This window comes from Pseudomonas jinjuensis, assembly GCF_900103845.1.
Classification (GTDB): Bacteria; Pseudomonadota; Gammaproteobacteria; order Pseudomonadales; family Pseudomonadaceae; genus Pseudomonas; species Pseudomonas jinjuensis.
In genome coordinates this window covers 432,614-452,660 of sequence record NZ_FNIJ01000001.1, presented here as the reverse complement: position 1 = coordinate 452,660, position 20,047 = coordinate 432,614, and the positions used below count along the sequence as shown (strand labels likewise).

Annotated in this window: 13 protein-coding genes and 1 pseudogene; 10 read left to right on the top strand and 4 right to left on the bottom strand. The window is 67.7% G+C overall.

The window, feature by feature from the left end; genetic code table 11:
- Window positions 1–24 precede the first annotated feature (24 nt).
- Window positions 25–264: a sulfurtransferase TusA gene (gene tusA / locus BLR75_RS02035; protein ID WP_084310214.1), complete on the bottom strand. Its 240-nt coding sequence runs from the start codon at window positions 262–264 to the stop codon at window positions 25–27.
- A gap of 60 nt (window positions 265–324) precedes the next feature.
- Entirely contained in the window at window positions 325–1,200 is an 876-nt protein-coding gene (locus BLR75_RS02030; RefSeq protein ID WP_084310215.1) for a MaoC family dehydratase, read from the bottom strand.
- A gap of 456 nt (window positions 1,201–1,656) precedes the next feature.
- On the opposite strand from BLR75_RS02030, the gene BLR75_RS02025 reads away from it, so the two are divergent.
- The 6 genes and pseudogenes from BLR75_RS02025 (at window position 1,657) to BLR75_RS02000 (ending at window position 11,278) form a co-directional block, all read left to right on the top strand.
- Window positions 1,657–4,308 carry a winged helix-turn-helix domain-containing protein gene (locus BLR75_RS02025; protein WP_084310217.1) on the top strand — a complete coding sequence of 884 codons (2,652 nt, stop codon included), beginning with the start codon at window positions 1,657–1,659 and terminating at the stop codon, window positions 4,306–4,308.
- Window positions 4,309–4,420: 112 nt separating this feature from the next.
- Window positions 4,421–6,208: an acyl-CoA dehydrogenase C-terminal domain-containing protein gene (locus BLR75_RS02020; RefSeq protein WP_084310219.1), complete on the top strand. Its 1,788-nt coding sequence runs from the start codon at window positions 4,421–4,423 to the stop codon at window positions 6,206–6,208.
- A 27-nt stretch (window positions 6,209–6,235) separates the two neighbouring features.
- The gene (locus BLR75_RS02015) at window positions 6,236–8,038 is read left to right on the top strand and encodes an acyl-CoA dehydrogenase (protein ID WP_084310221.1); all 1,803 of its coding nucleotides are present in this window, start codon (window positions 6,236–6,238) and stop codon (window positions 8,036–8,038) included.
- 91 nt (window positions 8,039–8,129) lie between these two features.
- Window positions 8,130–10,244 (top strand): 3-hydroxyacyl-CoA dehydrogenase NAD-binding domain-containing protein, encoded by a 2,115-nt coding sequence (locus BLR75_RS02010; RefSeq protein WP_084310223.1) that lies wholly within the window; start codon window positions 8,130–8,132, stop codon window positions 10,242–10,244.
- Window positions 10,245–10,259: 15 nt separating this feature from the next.
- A pseudogene (locus tag BLR75_RS02005) lies at window positions 10,260–10,490 on the top strand (thiolase family protein); the annotation flags it as partial.
- A gap of 14 nt (window positions 10,491–10,504) precedes the next feature.
- Window positions 10,505–11,278: an SDR family NAD(P)-dependent oxidoreductase gene (locus tag BLR75_RS02000; protein ID WP_084310227.1), complete on the top strand. Its 774-nt coding sequence runs from the start codon at window positions 10,505–10,507 to the stop codon at window positions 11,276–11,278.
- Window positions 11,279–11,515: 237 nt separating this feature from the next.
- On the opposite strand, the gene rlmM is transcribed toward BLR75_RS02000, so the two are convergent.
- Window positions 11,516–12,586, bottom strand: coding sequence for a 23S rRNA (cytidine(2498)-2'-O)-methyltransferase RlmM (gene rlmM / locus BLR75_RS01995; RefSeq protein ID WP_084310228.1), 1,071 nt, complete (start codon window positions 12,584–12,586; stop codon window positions 11,516–11,518).
- A gap of 223 nt (window positions 12,587–12,809) precedes the next feature.
- Here rlmM and acnA point away from each other — a divergent pair, with 223 nt between their 5' ends.
- On the top strand, window positions 12,810–15,473 hold the full coding sequence (acnA, locus tag BLR75_RS01990; RefSeq protein WP_084310230.1) for an aconitate hydratase AcnA: 2,664 nt from the start codon (window positions 12,810–12,812) through the stop codon (window positions 15,471–15,473).
- Window positions 15,474–15,597: 124 nt separating this feature from the next.
- Window positions 15,598–17,163, top strand: a complete 1,566-nt coding sequence (locus BLR75_RS01985) for a methyl-accepting chemotaxis protein (RefSeq protein ID WP_084310232.1) — start codon at window positions 15,598–15,600, stop codon at window positions 17,161–17,163.
- Here BLR75_RS01985 and BLR75_RS01980 read toward each other — a convergent pair.
- Window positions 17,153–17,884: an alpha/beta family hydrolase gene (locus BLR75_RS01980; RefSeq protein ID WP_342741683.1), complete on the bottom strand. Its 732-nt coding sequence runs from the start codon at window positions 17,882–17,884 to the stop codon at window positions 17,153–17,155. The two genes, BLR75_RS01985 and BLR75_RS01980, sit on opposite strands and share 11 nt — an antisense overlap.
- Before the next feature lie 113 nt (window positions 17,885–17,997).
- Here BLR75_RS01980 and ccoN point away from each other — a divergent pair, with 113 nt between their 5' ends.
- A complete protein-coding gene (ccoN, locus tag BLR75_RS01975; RefSeq protein WP_084310236.1) occupies window positions 17,998–19,422 on the top strand; it encodes a cytochrome-c oxidase, cbb3-type subunit I in 1,425 nt (474 codons plus the stop codon).
- 11 nt (window positions 19,423–19,433) lie between these two features.
- Complete coding sequence (gene ccoO, locus BLR75_RS01970) at window positions 19,434–20,042, top strand: cytochrome-c oxidase, cbb3-type subunit II (protein ID WP_084310238.1); 609 nt, start codon at window positions 19,434–19,436, stop codon at window positions 20,040–20,042.
- Window positions 20,043–20,047 lie beyond the last annotated feature (5 nt).

Below are 20,047 nucleotides of genomic sequence, written 5' to 3'. Positions count from 1 at the left end.
AGCCAGTCGAAATGCCTATGAAAATCAGTCGGTTTTCTTGCGGATCCAGTAGAGGTAGGTACCCGCCTCTTCCTGCTGTTCGACCAGTTCGTGACCGAGGAACATGCAGAACTTGGGAATGTCGCGGCGGGTGGACGGGTCGGTGGCGATCACCTTGAGCAGGCCGCCGGCCGGCAGGTCGCGCACCTTGTTGTGCAGCATCATGACCGGTTCGGGGCAGTTCAGGCCGGTGGCGTCGAGGGTATCGTCGACAGCGAGGGACATGGGGAAACTCCGTGAAACGAATGCGCGCATTGTCGCGCAAAGCGCCGCCCGGGGTAACCCTCAGCGCATGGGCGCGCCCGGCGCTTCGTCGAGTTGCGCGAGCAGCGCCGGCGGGCCGCCGTCGGCCGGCAGCAGCGCCCACTGCTGGCGGCTGCCGAGGCGGCGGTGGCTCTGCCGCACCAGGCTGCCGAGGGCCAGCGGCGCCTTGAAATGCGCATCCAGCCGCACCTGCTCGCCCAGCCGTTCCTCCCGCAGGCTGCGCGCCAGGGCCCACATGCCGTGGACGAAGGGTCGCTCGAAGCCATAGCGCGATGCCATCAGGCGCGACAGGTGCAGCGGGTTGAAGTCGCCGCTGAGACCGGCATAGCGCCAGCCGGCGGTCCTCGGCACGCGCCACTCCGGGCCGTCCACGGCGGGGGCGTCGAGGGTCTGCCAGTGTGCGCGCTCCGGCTGCGGATCGGGTTCGGCCTGCGCGGCGAGGAAGTCGCCACGGCGCAGGTAGGTGCTGATCGACTGCCAGTGCAGCAGGTCTTCGCACCAGATCTCGGTGGCCACGTCCACCTCCATCCCCAGCGTGCTGCGCCGGCTGGTGAGGATGCGGCACTCCATCTGCATGCGCTCGCCCTCGTCCAGCCAGCGATGGCGCTGGATGTGGCAGCGCAGGTCGATCAGCCCCAGCACCGACAGCGGCATGCGCGAGCGGCTGAGCAGGCGCAGATGCAGCGGCAGCGCCGATATCTGCGGAAACAGCAGCGGCACGCCGAGGTCCGCATCGATGCCGAAATAGCTGCGATAGGCGTTCAACTGGCGCAGATCGAAGCGCACCACGTGGCTGTCCAGCGCCAGGTAGGGCACGCGCTCGCCCTGCCCGAGGCCGCGACGCGGCAGGAGCATGCGGCTGTAACTGCCGAGCAGCGAGGGCAGCTTGCGCTTCAAGGTGGAACTCCGGAAATGCGATCCGCTGCACAGGATGGGCAAAGCGCCAGCGGGTGGCAAGCACCGGGCGGGTCACTCGTCCGCCATGCGCGGTGGTATCGCGCGGCATGGCTTGTCGCAGGCATGGCCAGCTCCTGCGGACGTGCCATGGCCAATGGCTGGTGTAGGGCGCATGAAGCGGAACGCTTCATCCGCCGATGGGATCGTGCCGATTGGCGGCGGATAACGCTGGCGCGTTATTCGCCCTACCCGGACGCCGCATCGAGCTGTCGGGGCCATGCCCGCGACCCGTCATCAGGCAACCATGGCCGTCACGTCCACCTGGCCGCAGGCATGTTCCCGGGCGATCCCGGGGCGTTCCTTCGTCATCGCCTTGCGCCATTTCCTGCCAGTGCCGATCATTCCCCCGGCTGGCCGCCTCGCGGCAGCGTTGTCCGTAACCGACGAGTCGATCCGATGCACCCCGTCAAGCCCAGCAAGCTGCGCCCCGCCCCACTGCCCGCCAACGCCCTGCAGCGCCCGCAACTGCTGCATCGGCTGACCGACGCCAGCGAGCGCGGCTGCCTGATGACGCTGCTCAGCGCACCGCTCGGCTATGGCAAGAGCACCCTGCTCGCCCAGTACGCCGCCCAACTGGCGACACCCTGGGCCTGGCTGCGCTGCGATGCCGGCGACAACCATGCCCTGACCCTGCTACTGCACCTGGGCCACGCGCTGGATGTGACGCTGCCCGAGAGGCCCCTCATGCCGGCCGACGAAGGCCCGCTCTGGGCGCGCATCCTCCAGCAGCTGGAATCCTTCGACGGCCGTTTCACCCTGCTTTTCGATGACCTGCATCAACTGCGCAATCGTCGCGCCTGCGCCTTGCTGGACGAACTGCTGCACTTCGCCCCGGCCGGCCTGCGCATCGTCGCCGCCAGCCAGGGCCTGCCGCAACTGGCGCTCGGCCACCTGCGCCGGGCCGAGCGACTGTGCCTGCTGGGGGAAAACGAACTGGCCCTGGATACCGTGGAAACCGGCCTGCTGGTGGCCGCCCGCGACCTGCAGCTCGGCAGCGACGCCATCTACCAGTTGCGCGCCGGCAGCGAGGGCTGGATCAGCGGCGTGCTGTTCGGCCTCAGCGCCTTCCGCGAGCTGATGGCGCCGGCCGGCCAGGAGCTGGCGCCGCTGCGCCCGGTGGCGCTGCGCACCTTCGGCTACATCGCCGACTTCCTCGACGAGGAGCTGCTGCGCGAGTTGCCGGCCGGCCTGCTCGACTTCATCGAACGCACCTCGCTGGTCAAGGCATTCGACCCCGGGCTGGCCGCCTGCCTGAGTGGCCGGCCCGACGCCGTGGAACTGATCCGCCAGATGCAGCGCCGCGAACTGTTCATCCAGCAGCGCCCCGGCGAACGCCTGGGCTGGCGCTACCATCCGGCGCTGCGCCGCACCCTCTACCAGCGCCTGCGCCAGCGCGATCCGGCCGGCCTGCAGCAGTTGCACCGGCAGGCGGCCGCCTGGCTGCTGGAGCAGCGCTGCTACACCGAGGCGGTCTACCAGCTGGGACGTGCGCAGGACTTCGACGCACTGCTGGCGGTGATCGAACAGCACAGCTTCGACCTGCTGCGCGAAGGCCAGGTGAACTCCATCGTCGACTTCCTCAGCGACGTCAGCGTCAGCGATCACTTCACCCTGGCGATCACCGACGCCTCCACGGTGATCGTGACCAACGACATCCCCCGCGCCCGCGCCTGCCTCCTGCGGCTGCAGCGCCTGCTGCGCCGCCCCGACCTGCCCGGCCGGCCGGAACGGGTACACCAGACCCTGGCCTTCGTGCGCAGCAGCGTCGCCTGTCTGGGCGGCAACCTGGCCCACGGCATCCGCGTGGTGGACAGCGCACTGGAACGCTTTCCGCAGACCAACGCAGCCACCGCCGTGCTGCATTTCAACCGCGCCAGCTGCCTGTTCGGCCTGGGCCGGCTGCACGCTGCCCGGGAACATGCCGGGCGCGCCGTCGATGAGCTGGAGACTCTCGGTTTCAGCGGCTACACCAACAGCCTGCACCTGCTGCTCGGCAGGATCGAACTGGCGCGGGGAGAAGCCGACAACGCGGCGGCGCGCTTCCTCGCGCTCGACCAGCCGCTGCCCTCCAGCGCACCGCGGAATTTCTACGACACCTTCCACAACCTCGGCCAGGGACTGGCGCTGCTGCAGCAGAACCGCCTGGAACAGGCCGCGCAGCGACTGAGCCAGGCCGAGGCGATCGCGGTGGTGTTCCCGCACTGCGCCGGCCTGCCCTGGGTCTTCCATTTCCAGGCGTGCCTGTACTCGGCCATGGGCAACCTGCAGCAGGCCCGCGCGCGCTGGGACGAAGCACGGCGCATCGCCCGTCAGTACCAGTTGTTCGCCCTCTACCGGCTGGCCGGTGCCTGGCGCGCGCGGCTGGCGGTGCGCGAGCGCGACCAGGACTTCATCCTCGGCTGGCTGCAGGAATGGCACTGGTGCCGCCGCCAGTACGGTGCCGAGCTACAACCCGCGGAATGGCTGGCCTACGCCTGGGTGCAGCGCCACCTGGGCCAGCACAAAGCCGCCGAGCAGATCGCCGGCAACCTGCGCGAACAGGCCGAGGCGGAAGACAACCGCCTGCTCCTGCTGGACGTCCTGCTGCTTGAAACCGCCCTGCTGCAGGACCGTCATGCCGCCAGCGAAGCCCTCGCCCGCCTCGACCAGGCGCTGCAGCTGGCCAGCGCCCACGGCCTCGGCCAGCTTGCCCAGCACGAGGGTCGCGACATGGCCGAGCTGTTCCGCCAGCTGCTGTCGCCGCAGGTGCGCCGCCAGGCCGGACTGGAGCAGCCGCTGCCGCCGCGCGAACAGCTCAACCGCCTGCTCCACGGCCTGCTCGCCAACGGTCCCGGCGAGAGCCAGCAACTGCTCGAACCACTGACCCGCCGCGAACAGGACGTCCTGCAGCGCATGGCCCGCGGCCAGGGCAACCAGCAGATCGCCGACGGCCTGTACATCAGCCTGAGCACGGTGAAGACGCACATCAACAACCTGTTCCGCAAGCTCGACGCCAGCGACCGCGAAGGTGCGCTGCAGGCGGCGCGGACGCTGAACCTGCTGGACTGAATCCACCCGTTTCTCCACCCGCCTCCAGCCGCAAATCCACCCATGGTTGGACGCGGGAGCCTGCCTGCAATTGTTAAAAAACCCGGCATGACTCACCCGCAAGGAATTCGTTATGCCCAGCTACCAGGCCCCCGTGCGCGACCTGCACTTCGTCATCCACGAACTGCTCGACCTGCCCGGTCACTACCAGCAACTGCAAGGCTGTGAGGCCGTGGATAGCGACACCCTGAATGCCATCGTCGAGGAAGGCGCGCGCTTCGCCGAGGAAGTGCTGGCGCCGCTCAACCGGATCGGCGACGAACAGGGCTGCCAGTGGCGGGACGGCCAGGTGACCACCCCGCCCGGCTTCGCCGCGGCCTACCGGCAGTTCGCCGCAAACGGCTGGACGGCACTGGAGAAACCCCGGGAATTCGGCGGCCAGGGTCTGCCGGGCTCGCTCGCCAGCGCGATCAACGACATGCTGTTCAGCGCCAACCATGCCTGGAACATGTACCCCACGCTGAGCAGCGGCGCTGTCAGCACCCTCGACGCCCACGGCGCCGACGACCTCCGCGCGCGCTTCCTGCCGGCGCTGATCGACGGCCGCTGGAGCGGCACCATGTGCCTCACCGAAGCCCACTGCGGTTCCGACCTCGGCCTGCTGCGCACCCGCGCCGTGCCCGAGGCGGACGGCAGCTACCGCATCAGCGGCAGCAAGATCTTCATTTCCGCCGGCGATCACGACATCACCGCGAACATCATCCACCTCGTGCTGGCCCGCATCGAGGGCGCACCGGCCGGAGTCAAGGGAATCTCGCTGTTCGCCGTGCCGAAGATCCTCGTCAACGCCGACGGCAGCCTGGGCGAGCGCAACGGCGTGAGCTGCGGTTCCATCGAGCACAAGATGGGCATCCACGGCAACGCCACCTGCGTGATGAACTTCGACGGCGCCACCGGCTACCTGCTCGGAGAGGCCAACCGTGGCATGAGCGCCATGTTCACCTTCATCAACGAATCGCGCCTGGCAGTCGCCCAGCAGGGCCAGGGTCATTGCGAGGCGAGCTTCCAGGGCGCCCTGCGCTATGCCCGCGAACGCGTGCAGATGCGTGCCGAGCCGCGTCTGCAACCGGAACAGCCAGCCGATCCGATCATCGGCCACCCGGATGTGCGCCGCATGCTGCTGACGCAAAAGGCCTACGCCGAGGGTGGACGCATGCTCAACCTGGCCTGCGCGCAACTGGTCGACCGCCTGCACCACGGCGCCAACGCTGCCGTGAAGGACGCCGCCGCTCGCCGCCTGGCGCTGCTCACTCCGATCGCCAAGGGCTTCCTCACCGAGGCCGGCATCGAGGCCGCGCAACTCGGCGTGCAGGTGTTCGGCGGCCACGGCTTCATCCGCGAATGGGGCATGGAGCAGATATCCCGCGATGTGCGCATCACCGCTATCTACGAAGGCACCAACGGCATCCAGGGCATCGACCTGCTGACCCGCAAGGTACTGGCCGACGACGGCGCCGAGCTGCATGCGCTGCTCGACGAGATCGACAGCTTCTGCGCCAGCGGCAATGCCCCGGCCGAGCTGGCGAGCCAACTGGCCCGCCATGTCGCCACCTGGCGTGAGCTGACCGGCTGGATCAGGGGCCGGCAGCAGACCGATGCCAACCTGATCGGCGCCGCTGCCTTCGACTACCTGATGCTCGCCGGCTACACCCTGGTTGGCTATCACTGGCTGCGCGCCGCCGCCATCGCCGAACGCGAGCTGGCTGCCGGCAACACGGATTCCGACTTCTACATCGGCAAGCGCGAAACCGCCCGCTTCTACCTGCAGCGCCTGCTGCCGCGCGCGGACCAGCACCGCGCGCTGATCGAAAGCGGCAGCGCCAACCTGATGGACATTCCGGACAGCGCCTTCGGCCGCTGATCCCCGCCACCGCTTGTGAGAGTCACCATGACCGACCTGCTGCTCAACGAACGCGAGCTGGAATTCCAGCTCTACGAACTGCTCGACACCGAAGCGCTGCTGCAGCGCCCGCGCTATGCCGAGCACGACCGCAGGGTGTTCGACGCCACCCTGCGCACCGCGCGCACCGTCGCCGCGGAATATTTCGCCCCGCACAACCACAAGGGCGATGCCGAGGAGCCGACCTTCGACGGCCAGCGCGTGCAGCTGATCCCGGAAACCAAGGCCGCCTGGGACGCCTTCGCCGAAGCCGGCTTCCTCGCCGCCCACCACGATGCGGAAGACGGCGGCCTGCAGCTGCCGGAAGTGATCCTGCGCGCCTGCACCGCGTACTTCTATGCGGCCAACATTTCCAGCGTGGCCTATTCGTTCCTCACCATCGGCGCCGCCAACCTGGTGAAGAGCTTCGCCAGCCCGGAACTGCGCGAACGCTTCCTGCCGTCGATGCTCGATGGCCGCTTCAGCGGCACCATGGCGCTGACCGAGCCGGGACAGGGCTCGGCGCTCGGCGACATCCGCACCACCGCACGGCCGGCTGGAGACGGCAGCTACCGGGTGTTCGGCCAGAAGATGTTCATCTCCGGCGGCGACCACGAGCTGACCGACAACATCGTGCACATGGTGCTGGCCCGCATCGAAGGCGCGCCGGCGGGCACCAGGGGCATCTCGCTGTTCCTCGTGCCGAAGCGCCTGGTCGACGCGGACGGCAGCCTCGGCGAGCGCAACGACGTGGCGCTGGCCGGCCTGCTGCACAAGATGGGCTACCGCAACACCACCTCCACCGTGCTCAGCTTCGGCGAGAGGGACGGCGCGGTGGGCTATCTGGTCGGCGAGGCGCACAAGGGCCTCTCCTACATGTTCCAGATGATGAACGAGGCGCGCATCGGCGTGGCCCTCGGCGCATCCTGCCTGGCCTACCAGAGCTTCATCCACGCGCTGGACTACGCCCGCGAGCGCCCACAGGGCCGCCTGCTGAGCGACAAGGACCCGCTCAGCCCGCAGGTGCGCATCGTCCGGCACCCGGACGTGCGGCGCATGCTGCTGCAACAGAAGGCCTACGCCGAGGGCAGCCTGGCGCTGTGCCTGTACGCCAGCAGCCTGGTGGAGGACGCCCACAGCGCCGCCAGCGAGAGCGAGCGCAAGGATGCCGCGGAACTGCTCGACCTGCTGATCCCGATGGTCAAGTCGTTCCCCTCGCGCTACGGCGTGATCGCCTCGGACATCGGCATCCAGGTCCTCGGCGGCGCCGGCTACACCCGCGAATATCCGCTGGAGCAGTACTACCGCGACAACCGCCTGAACCCGATCCACGAGGGCACCGAAGGCATCCACGGCATCGACCTGCTCGGCCGCAAGATCGGCCAGAACGGCGGCGCCGGCTATCGCCTGTTCCTCAGCAGGGTCCATGCCACGCTGGCCGAAGCCAGCGCCGACGCTGCCTGCGCGCCGCTGGCCGCACGCCTGGGCGACGCCCTCGGCACCCTCGAACAGGTCACCGCCGAGCTGCAGCCGCAGGTCGCCGCCGACGCCGCCCTCGGCCACGCCAACGCCACTCTCTACCTCGATGTATTCGGCCGCGTGCTGGTCGGCTGGCTGTGGCTGCGCATGGCGCGCATCGCCAGCGCTGCGCTGGACGGCGGAGCCGATGGCAGCGAGGCCGATTTCTACCGCGGCAAGCTGCAGGCGGCGCGCTACTTCATGGACTGGGAACTGGCCACCATCGAAGGCCAGACCCGCGTGCTCCGCGAAGGCAACCGCGTGTGCTTCGACATGCAGGACGAGTGGTTCTGACATTCAACGACGGTCGCGGGCATGGCCCGCTCCTACAAGGTCACCCATGCCCGCGACCCCGACCAAACGACAACGACACCCGGAATTCACCATGACCACACTCATCAACTACCGCGTCGAAGGCGACCTGGCCCTGATCGGTCTGGCTCTTCCGCCGGTCAATGCCCTCGGCCAGCCGCTGCGCGCCGCCATCCTCGAAGCCTATGAGCGCGCTTCCACCGACGCCGCCGTGCGCGCCATCATCATCCACGGCGACAACGGCCTGTTCAGCGCCGGCGCCGATATCAGCGAATTCGGCAGCGCGGCAGCCTTCGCCGATCCGCACCTGCCCAACCTGCTGGTGCGCCTGACCCAATCCACCAAGCCGGTGATCGCCGCCATCGGCACCCTCGCCCTCGGCGGCGGCCTGGAGCTGGCGCTGGCCTGCGGCTACCGCATCGGCGAAGCGAAAACCCGCCTCGGCCTGCCGGAAATCAGCCTCGGCCTGCTGCCCGGCGCCGGCGGCACCCAGCGCCTGCCGCGTCTGATCGGCGCCGAACCGGCGCTGGACATGATGATCTCCGGCCAGCCGATCGATGCTTCCCGCGCCCTGCAGCTCGGCCTGCTCGATCGCCTCGCCGACAGCGCCGAAACCCTGCTGGACTCCGCCCGCGCCTTCGCCACCGAGCTGCTGGCGAACGACGCCCCGGCGCGCCCGGCCGAGCGCTTCCCCCAGCCGGCCGCCGGCCTGCCCGCCGACTTCTTCGACAAGTTCCGCGCCGACAACGAGCTGCGCTGGAAGAGCCGTCTCGCCCCGCGCCTGGTGCTGGCCGCCGTCGAAGCTTCCTGCGACCTGCCGCTGGAACAGGGCCTGGCCCGTGAAGGCGAGCTGTTCAAGCAGGCCGAAGTCTCGGCGCAATCCGCCGCCCTGCGCCATGTGTTCTTCGCCGAACGCGAAGCCGGGCGGATTCCGGGCATCGGCGCCGACACCCCGCTGCGCAGCATCGAGAAGGTCGCGGTGATCGGCGCCGGCACCATGGGCGGTGGCATCGCCATGAACTTCGCCAACGTCGGCATCCCGGTGAAGCTGCTGGAACAGAAGGCCGAGGCGCTGGATCGCGGCCTGGCGCAGATCCGCAGGAACTACGAGATCAGCGTCAAGCGCGGCCGGCTCAGCGAGGCGCAACTGGAACAGCGCATGGAGCTGCTGCAGGGCACCCTGGATTACGCCGACCTGGCCGACGCCGACCTGGTGATCGAAGCGGTGTTCGAGAAGATGGAGATCAAGCAGCAGGTGTTCCGCACCCTCGACGAGGTGTGCAAGCCGGGCGCGATCCTCGCCAGCAATACATCCAGCCTGGACGTCGATGCCATCGCCGCCACCACCCGCCGCCCGCAGGACGTGATCGGCCTGCACTTCTTCAGCCCGGCCAACGTCATGCGCCTGCTGGAAGTGGTGCGCGGCAACGCCACCGCGCCGGAGGTACTGGCCACCACCATGAAGATCGGCAAGCGCATCGGCAAGCTGCCGGTGGTGTCCGGCGTGTGCTTCGGCTTCATCGGCAACCGCATGCTCGAACCCTATTCCCGCGAGGCACACCGCCTGGTGCTGGAAGGCGCGACACCGGCCCAGGTCGACAATGTGCTGACCGGCCTGGACCTGAACATGGGCGTGCTCAGCATGCTCGACCTCGCCGGCATCGACGTGAACTTCCTGGTGCGCAATTCCAACCTGGCAGCCACCCAACATGACTCCAGCTACCACATCGTCGGCGACGAGCTGTACAAGCTCGGCCGTTTCGGCCAGAAGACCGGCCGCGGCTTCTACCTGTACGAAGACCGCGAGCGCAAGGACGACCCGGAAGTGTCCGCTATCGCCGCCAAGGTGGCCGCCGAACTGGGCGTGGCCCGCCGGAGCGACATCACCGAGCAGGAAATCCACGACCGCTGCCTGTTCATGCTGATCAACGAGGGCATCCAGCTGCTCGACGAAGGCATCGCCCTGCGCGCCAGCGACATCGACCTGGTGTGGATCAACGGCTACAGCTTCCCCGGCCATGTCGGCGGCCCGATGCACTACGCCGAAACCCTCGGCCTGGACCAGGTGCTGGCCGGCATCCAGCGCTACCGCCAGGAACTCGGCGCCTACGGCGAGATGTGGTTCCAGCCGGCGCCACTGCTGGAGCGCCTGGTCGCCGCCGGCAAGACCCGTATCGAAAAGATCTGACCCCAGGACACCATCATGAAAGAAGCCGTCATCCTCTCCACCGCCCGCACGCCGATCGCCAAGGCCTTTCGCGGTGCGTTCAACGACACCACCTCGCCGACCATGGCGTCCTTCGCCATCCGCGCCGCCGTCGAGCGCGCCGGCATCGAAGCCGCGGAGATCGAGGACCTGGTGATGGGCACCGGCATGCCCGCCGGCACCGCCGGCTGGAACCTCGGTCGCATGAGCGTGCTGGCCTCCGGCCTGTTCGAGGTTTTCTGATGGACAAGAACATTTTCTCCCTGGCCGGCAAGACCGTGCTCATCACCGGCGCGTCCAGCGGCATCGGCGCGCACTACGCCCGGACCGTCGCCGACTACGGCGCGCGCGTGGTGATCGGCGCCCGCCGCGTCGACCGCCTGGAGCAACTGGCCGGGGAAATCCGCGCCAGGGGTGCTGAAGTGCTGGCGGTGGCGCTGGACGTCACCCGCCGCGAAAGCGTCGAGGCGGCGTTCGATGTCGCCGAGGCGCAGTCCGGCGTGGTCGACGTGATCGTCAACAACGCCGGCATCGGCCAGGACAAGCGCCCACTGGAGATCACCGAGGAAGACTGGCGCAACATGCTGTCGACCAATCTCGACGGCGTCTGGCGCGTCGCCCAGGTCGCCGCGCAACGCCTGGTCAAGGCCGGTCGCCCGGGCAACATCGTCAACATCGCCTCGATGCTCGGCCTGCGCGTCGGCGCCAACCTGAGCCACTACTGCGCAGCCAAGGCGGCGGTGGTCCAGCTGAGCAAATCGCTGGCACTGGAACTGGCGCGCCACAGTATCCGCGTCAACGCCATCGCCCCCGGCTACTTCAAGACCGAGATCAACGACGAGTTCTTCGAAACCGAAGCCGGGCTGGGTTACATCCGCCGTCAGGTGCCGATGCGTCGCCTCGGCCAGTTGCAGGAGCTGGACGGCGCCCTGCTGCTGCTCGCCAGCGATGCCGGCTCGTTCATGACCGGCTCGGTGCTGTCGGTGGACGGTGGGCAGGCCAACAACCAGGTCTGATCGTCCAGGGCGGCATTCCCATGCGGGAGCGCGGGGACGATGTGAGCCTCCGGACCCTCCGTACAAACGGCGGATGACGCTTTTCCATCCCCCCTACGAGGCACCGATGGTGAATCCTGTAGAAGCGCACCCGGGCGCGACAGGTCGCGGGCATGGCCCGCTTGTACACAGGATTCGCGAGCAAGCTCGCTCCTACAGGTACGTTCCCGCTCTTCGTAGGACCGAGCCTGCTGGCGATCATCCGCGCTCGCCGCGTTCCAGCCGGCGCAGGTGGCAGGTCACTTCCTCGCGGTCGTGGTAGAGCTGCTTGCAGCCGATCTGCACGCGCAGCTTGCGTTCGGCGAAGCTGTCTTCCAGCCGTCCGAGGATCTTGCGCACCTCGGCGTAGCGCTGCTTCATCGGCAGCTTGAGGTTGACCACCGCCTCGCGGCACAGGCCCTCGCCGATCCAGGTCTCGATCAGCGAACCGGTGCGCGCCGGCTTCTCGACGATGTCGCAGACCATCCAGTCGACCATCTGCCGCGGGCGGAACTGGTAGCCGTCCACGCGCTGGTGATCCACCAGGCCGGAATAGATGAGGTTCTCCGCCATCGGTCCGTTGTCCACGGCGATCACCCGCATCTCGCGGTTGACCAGTTGCCAGGTCCAGCCGCCGGGCGCGGCGCCCAGGTCGACGGCGAGCATGTTCGGCGCCAGGCGCTTGTCCCATTCGGCGCGCGGGATGAAGTGGTGCCAGGCTTCCTCCAGCTTGAGGGTCGAGCGGCTCGGCGCCTCGCGGGGGAATTTCAGGCGCGGGATGCCCATCGGCCACATGGCGCTGTTGCGTGGATCGGCCAGGCCGACGAAGACCTCGCGGCCGGAGCGGAAGGTCAGCAGCAGGCGCGGCAATGCCGGGTCCTCGCGCAGCCGGCCGGCCTTCACCAGCGCGCTGCGCAGCGGCTTCTCGAACTTGCGGCAGAAGGTCGAGAGTTCCTTGCCGTCGTTGGTGTCGAACACTTCCAGCCACAGGCTGCCGCACACCGGGTAGGCCGCCAGCTGTTCCAGCAGCACGCCGATGCGGTCCTGCTCGGGCAGTTCGATGAAGCCGGTGCCGCGTGCCCACTGGCGCGGGAAGATCAGCTCGGAAAAGCGCAGGCGCTGCATCAGGCGGTCGACGCCGTCGGCATCCTGGCAGATGAATTCGGCATGGGCGGTGGACGGCCGGGCCTTGGCGTAGCCGGGAATGTCCAGGCGCGCGGCGTGTTCGGACAGTTCGGCGCAGACCTCGTTCTCGAAGCCCGGCCGGCAATGCAGTAACAGGGTGTTCATCGGGGCGTCTCCTCGGCCGCGCACTATAGAGGCTGGGCGCTCCGGTTTCACATATATATGTGCGGAATATCCGTCGGGCCGGGGTCGATCCATTGGAACGACAACGGCTGCGCGCCAGTCCAGTGAAGATGGCAAGACCCCGCTGGGCAGTCTAGCTTGAGTGTTCCGGAGTCTTTCCACGCGGCGCGCATTGCCGTGCGCCGTCGAGACAGAGGAGAACGCCATGCCCTCCGTGGACAGTCTGAATTGCCTGCGCACCCTGGATGTCGCCGGCAAGACCTATCACTACTACAGCCTGCCTGAAGCGGCGAAAGCCCTCGGCGACCTGGGCCGGCTGCCGATGTCGCTGAAAGTCCTCATGGAAAACCTGCTGCGCTGGGAGGACAACCACACCGTCAGCCGCGACGACCTCGAAGCCCTGGCCGGCTGGCTGAAGGAACGCTGCTCCGAACGCGAGATCCAGTACCGCCCGGCGCGGGTGCTGATGCAGGACTTCACCGGCGTGCCGGCGGTGGTCGACCTCGCCGCCATGCGCGATGCGGTGGCCAGGGCCGGCGGCGATCCGCAGCGGATCAACCCGCTCTCCCCCGTCGACCTGGTGATCGACCACTCGGTGATGGTCGACCGCTTCGCCAGCCCGGCGGCCTTCGCCGAGAACGTCGAGATCGAGATGCAGCGCAACGGCGAGCGCTACGCCTTCCTGCGCTGGGGCCAGAGCGCCTTCGACAACTTCCGCGTGGTGCCGCCGGGCACCGGCATCTGCCACCAGGTCAACCTGGAATACCTGGCCCGCACCGTCTGGAGCAAGGACGAGGACGGCCGCACCTACGCCTTCCCCGACACCCTGGTGGGCACCGATTCGCACACCACCATGATCAACGGCCTCGGCGTGCTCGGCTGGGGCGTCGGCGGCATCGAGGCGGAGGCGGCGATGCTCGGCCAGCCGGTGTCGATGCTGATTCCCGAGGTGATCGGCTTCAAGCTCACCGGCAAGCTGCGCGAGGGCATCACCGCCACCGACCTGGTGCTCACCGTGACGCAGATGCTGCGCAGGAAGGGCGTGGTGGGGAAATTCGTCGAGTTCTACGGCGACGGCCTCGCCGACCTGCCGCTGGCCGACCGCGCCACCATCGCCAACATGGCGCCGGAATACGGCGCCACCTGCGGCTTCTTCCCGGTGGACGAGATCACCCTCGGCTACCTGCGCCTGTCCGGCCGCCCGGAAGCCACGGTGCAACTGGTGGAGGCCTACAGCAAGGCCCAGGGCATGTGGCGCGAGAAGGGCCACGAGCCGCTGTTCACAGACTCCCTGCAGCTCGACATGGGCGAGGTCGAAGCCAGCCTGGCCGGGCCCAAGCGCCCGCAGGACCGGGTCGCGCTGGGCAGCGTCGGCAAGGCCTTCGACGACTTCGTCGCGCTGCAGGCCAAGCCCGGCGGCGAGATCGACTACCAGCACGAAGGCCAGACCCACCGGCTGCAGGACGGCGCGGTGGTGATCGCCGCCATCACCTCCTGCACCAACACCTCCAACCCCAGCGTGATGATGGCCGCCGGCCTGCTGGCGAAGAAGGCCGTGGAACGGGGCCTGCAGCGCAAGCCCTGGGTGAAGAGCTCGCTGGCGCCCGGCTCCAAGGTGGTCACCGACTACTTCCGCGCCGCCGGGCTAGACCACTATCTCGACCTGCTCGGCTTCGACCTGGTCGGCTACGGCTGCACCACCTGCATCGGCAACTCCGGCCCGCTGCTGGAACCGATCGAGGCGGCGATCCAGAAGGCCGACCTGGCGGTGGCTTCGGTGCTGTCCGGCAACCGCAACTTCGAGGGCCGCGTGCATCCGCTGGTGAAGACCAACTGGCTGGCCTCGCCGCCGCTGGTGGTGGCCTACGCCCTGGCCGGCAGCGTGCGCACCGACCTGACCCGCGACCCGCTGGGTACAGACAGCAGCGGCCAGCCGGTCTATCTCAAGGACATCTGGCCGAGCCAGCAGGAAATCGCCGAGGCAATCGCCAAGGTCGACACCGCGATGTTCCACAAGGAATACGCCGAGGTGTTCCAGGGCGACGAGCGCTGGCGGGCGATCCAGGTGCCGCAGGCGCAGACCTACACCTGGCAGGCCGATTCCACCTATATCCAGAACCCGCCGTTCTTCGAGAACATCGCCAGCGCGCCGCCGACGGTGGAGGACATCGTCCGCGCGCGGATTCTCGCGGTGCTCGGCGACTCGGTGACCACCGACCACATCTCCCCGGCCGGCAACATCAAGAAGGACAGCCCGGCCGGCCGCTACCTCAGCGAACACGGCGTGGCCTACGCCGACTTCAACTCCTACGGCTCGCGGCGCGGCAACCACGAGGTGATGATGCGCGGCACCTTCGCCAACATCCGCATCCGCAACGAGATGCTCGGCGGCGAGGAAGGCGGCAACACGCGGCACATTCCCAGCGGCGAGAAGCTGTCGATCTACGACGCGGCGATGCGCTACCAGCAGGAGGGAACTCCGCTGGTGATCATCGCCGGCAAGGAATACGGCACCGGCTCGTCGCGCGACTGGGCGGCCAAGGGCACCAACCTGCTGGGGGTGAAGGCGGTGATCGCGGAGAGCTTCGAACGCATCCACCGCTCCAACCTGGTGGGCATGGGCGTGCTGCCGCTGCAGTTCCACGAGGGGCAGGATCGCCACTCGCTGCAGCTGACCGGCACGGAGCTGCTGAACATCCGCGGCCTGGACAAGGAACTGAAGCCGCACATGACGCTGCTGGTGCAGGTCATCCATGACGGCCATGTCCGCGACGACTTCGAGGTGCTCTGCCGCATCGACACCCTCAACGAGGTCGAATACTTCAAGGCCGGCGGCATCCTGCACTACGTGCTGCGCAGCCTGATCTGAGCGGGCGCCCTCCGGCTGCGGCCGGAGGGTTTTCCTTCCACGGGCAGGAACCTGAATGCCCATTCAACTTTCACGGGTATCGGCCGATATCGGGAGACGACAGCCTTCTCCGTGGATTCTTCCAATGCGCAACAACCAGCCGATCACCCAGCGTGAAACAACCTTCCCTGCCGATCAGCGCCTGATCTCCACCACCGACAAGCGTGGCGTGATCAACTACACCAACGAGCATTTCATCGCCGTCAGCGGTTTCAGCCGCGACGAGCTGGTCGGCTCGCCGCACAACCTGGTGCGCCATCCGGACGTGCCGCCGGCGGTCTTCGCCCACATGTGGGAGACCCTGAAGAAGGGCCGGCCGTGGATGGGCGTGGTGAAGAACCGCTGCAAGAACGGCGACTACTACTGGGTCAACGCCTATGTCACGCCGATCTTCGACCACGACCAGGTGGTCGGCTACGAGTCGGTGCGGGTGAAACCCAGCGAGGAGCAGGTGCGCCGCGCCGAGGCGCTGTACCGGCGCATCAACTCCGGCAAGCCGGCGATCCCGCGCCGCGACCGCTGGCTGCCGGTCCTGCTCGACTGGCTGCCGTTCATCCTGATCAGCCAGATCGCCTTCCTCATCGGCGTCTGGCTCGACTCGTCCTGGGGCTTCGCCCTCGCCGCCGTGCTCGCCGTACCGCTCGGCCTCGCCGGGCTGCGCTGGCAACACCGCGGCCTGAAGCGCCTGCTGAGCCTGGCCGACCAGACCACCTCCGACCCGCTGATCGCGCAGATGTACACCGACAGCCGTGGTGCCCAGGCGCGCCTGGAGATGGCGATCCTCAGCCAGGGGGCACGCCTGCGGACCTGCCTCACCCGCCTGCAGGACAGCACCGAATACCTCGCCGGCCAGGCCCGCCAGGCGGATTCCCTGGCCCACAGCAGTTCCGCCGGGCTGGAACGCCAGCGCCAGGAAACCGAACTGGTGGCCACCGCAGTCAACGAAATGGCCGCGACCACCCAGGAAGTGGCGAGCAACGTCCAGCGCACCGCCGACGCCACCCGCCAGGCCAACGACCTGACCCGCGAAGGCCGCAGCATCGCCGCGGAAACCCGCGAGGCGATCCAGCGCCTGTCCCATTCGGTGGGCGACACCGGCCTGGCCGTCAGCCAGCTGGCCCAGGACAGCAACGAGATCGGCGGCGTGGTGGACGTGATCAAGGGCATCGCCGACCAGACCAACCTGCTGGCGCTGAACGCCGCCATCGAGGCCGCACGCGCCGGCGAGATGGGCCGCGGCTTCGCCGTGGTGGCCGACGAGGTGCGTTCGCTGGCGCGGCGCACCGGCGAATCCACCGAGCAGATCCACCAGCTCATCGCCAAGCTGCAGCAGACCGCCGAGGAAGCAGTGCGCGCCATGGAAGTCGGCCGCCGTCAGGCCGACGAAGGGGTCGCGCGGGTGCTGCGTGCCGACGACGCGCTGTCCGGCATCAGCGACGCGGTGGCCAACATCGCCGACATGACCACCCAGATCGCCGCCGCCGCCGAGGAGCAGAGCGCGGTCGCCGAGGAGATCAACCGCAACATCAGCACCATCGCCAACCTCGCCGACCAGACGTCCGGCGAAGCGCAGCGCACCGCCCTGCTCAGCGAGGAGCTGACCAACACCGCGCACAGCCAGTATTCGCTGGTGGAGCGCTTCAACCACTGAGGGAGGCTGCGCCCGCCTGGATGCTTTCCCGCAGCCAGGCGGCGATCCTGTCCGCCGCGCTCGCCAGATGCTGCTGGTGGGTGAAGCCCGAGGCCTTCAGCGGCCTCAGGTCGTGGTCGCCGCTGGGCAGCCAGCACAGCTCGATGGCCGGCGACAGCGCATAGCCGGCCACTTCCCCGGCATTTCCCAGCGGATCGCGCTCGCCCTGGACGATCAGGGTGGGCGTCGTCATGTCCGCCAGGTGCGCCACCCGCAGCTTCTCCGGCTTGCCCACCGCGTGAAAGGGGTAGCCCAGGCAGACCAGCGCGGCCGGCCCGAGCTCGTCGGCCAGCAGGCTCGCCATTCTCCCGCCCATGGACTTGCCGCCGATGGCCAGCGCGCCGTCGGTCGTCTCCCGCACCTCGCGGTAGATTTCGCGCCAGCACTCCAGCAACTGCGCCTGAGGATTCGGCGGCCGTTTGCGGCCATCGAGGCGGCGCGCAGCCATGTAGGGAAATTCGAAGCGAGCCACCGCAACTCCCCGCTGGGCGAGAAGCGTCGCCATTTCCTCCATGAACGGACTGTCCATCGGCGCCCCCGCTCCATGCGCCAATATCAGCGTCGCCGCCCGTTCCCCCTGCGCCTGATTCCATAAGAGCGGCAAATCGCCACAGGTCCGAGCCTTCCGAGTTTCTGAAGGCAATTGATCGCTATCAATATTCTCTGCCCCGCCTTTTTCCATTCTCACTCCGCCAATGTAAGCAAATCACTACCTGTCCCGGATGGGAGCAACGGTCCTGCCGTGAGCTCCGGCGGGACGGGCTAGCCAATAACCGTGGATGGAAGCCCAATAGCATGAGCACAACCAATCAGTCTGCTTATAACTATAAGGTGGTCCGCCAGTTCGCCATCATGACAGTGATATGGGGCATCGTCGGCATGGCCGTCGGCGTCCTGATCGCGGCGCAACTGGTCTGGCCCGATCTCAATCTCAACCTCCCCTGGACGAGCTTCGGACGCCTGCGCCCGCTGCACACCAATGCGGTGATCTTCGCCTTCGGCGGCTGCGCATTGTTCGCCACCTCCTACTACTCGGTACAGCGCACCTGCCAGGCGCGGCTGTTCTCCGACACCCTGGCCTCGTTCACCTTCTGGGGATGGCAGCTGATCATCCTGCTGGCCGCCGTGAGCCTGCCGCTGGGCTACACCAGCTCGAAGGAATACGCCGAACTGGAATGGCCGATCGACATCCTGATCACCATCGTCTGGGTCAGCTACGCCATCGTCTTCTTCGGCACGCTGATGAAGCGCAAGACCAAGCACATCTACGTGGGCAACTGGTTCTTCGGCGCCTTCATCCTCACCGTCGCCATCCTGCACGTCGTCAACAGCCTGGAAGTTCCGGTCAGCCTGATGAAGTCCTACTCGCTGTACTCGGGCGCCACCGACGCCATGATCCAGTGGTGGTACGGCCACAACGCGGTGGGCTTCTTCCTGACTGCCGGCTTCCTCGGGATGATGTACTACTTCGTACCCAAGCAGGCCGAACGCCCGGTCTACTCCTATCGCCTGTCCATCGTCCACTTCTGGGCGCTGATCGCCGTCTACATCTGGGCCGGCCCGCACCACCTGCACTACACCGCGCTGCCGGACTGGGCGCAGTCCCTGGGCATGGTAATGTCGCTGGTGCTGCTGGCGCCGAGCTGGGGCGGCATGATCAACGGCATGATGACGCTGTCCGGCGCCTGGCATAAGCTGCGCAGCGACCCGATCCTGCGCTTCCTGGTGGTATCCCTGGCGTTCTACGGCATGTCGACCTTCGAAGGTCCGATGATGTCGATCAAGACCGTCAACTCCCTCTCCCACTACACCGACTGGACCATCGGCCACGTGCACGCCGGCGCGCTGGGCTGGGTCGCCATGGTGTCCATCGGCTCCCTCTACCACGTGATCCCGAAAGTGTTCGGCCGCGAGCAGATGCACAGCATCGGCCTGATCAACACCCACTTCTGGCTCTCCACCATCGGCACCGTGCTGTACATCGCTTCCATGTGGGTCAACGGCATCACCCAGGGCCTGATGTGGCGGGCGGTGAACGCTGACGGCACCCTCACCTACTCCTTCGTCGAAGCGCTGGCGGCAGGCCATGCCGGCTTCATCGTGCGGATGGTCGGCGGCGCGATCTTCCTGCTGGGCATGTTCATCATGGCCTACAACACCTATCGCACCGTGGCGGCCGCCAGGCCGGCCGAAATGCGTGCCGCGGCGCAGATGGCCTGAGGAGACCGACCATGAAACACGAAACACTCGAAAAGAACGTCGGTCTGCTGGCCCTGTGCATGGCGCTCGCCGTCAGCGTCGGCGGTCTGACCCAGATCGTCCCGCTGTTCTTCCAGGACGTCACCAACACGCCGGTGGAAGGCATGAAGCCATACACCGCCCTGCAACTGGAAGGCCGCGACGTCTACATCCGCGAAGGCTGCGTTGGCTGCCACTCGCAGATGATCCGTCCGTTCCGCGCCGAAACCGAGCGCTACGGCCACTATTCCGTCGCCGGCGAGAGCGTCTGGGACCACCCGTTCCTCTGGGGCTCCAAGCGTACCGGCCCGGACCTGGCCCGCGTCGGCGGCCGCTACTCTGACGACTGGCACCGTGCGCACCTGTACAACCCGCGCAACGTGGTGCCCGAGTCGAAGATGCCGGCCTATCCCTGGCTGGTCGAGAACAAGCTCGACGGCCGCGACACCGGCAAGAAGCTGAGCGTGATGCGCACCATGGGCGTGCCCTACACCGACGCCGACATCCAGCAGGCGGGAGACGCCGTCAAGGGCAAGACCGAAATGGATGCCCTCGTCGCCTATCTCCAGGTCCTCGGCACCTCCATCAAGAACAAGCGGTGACTGCC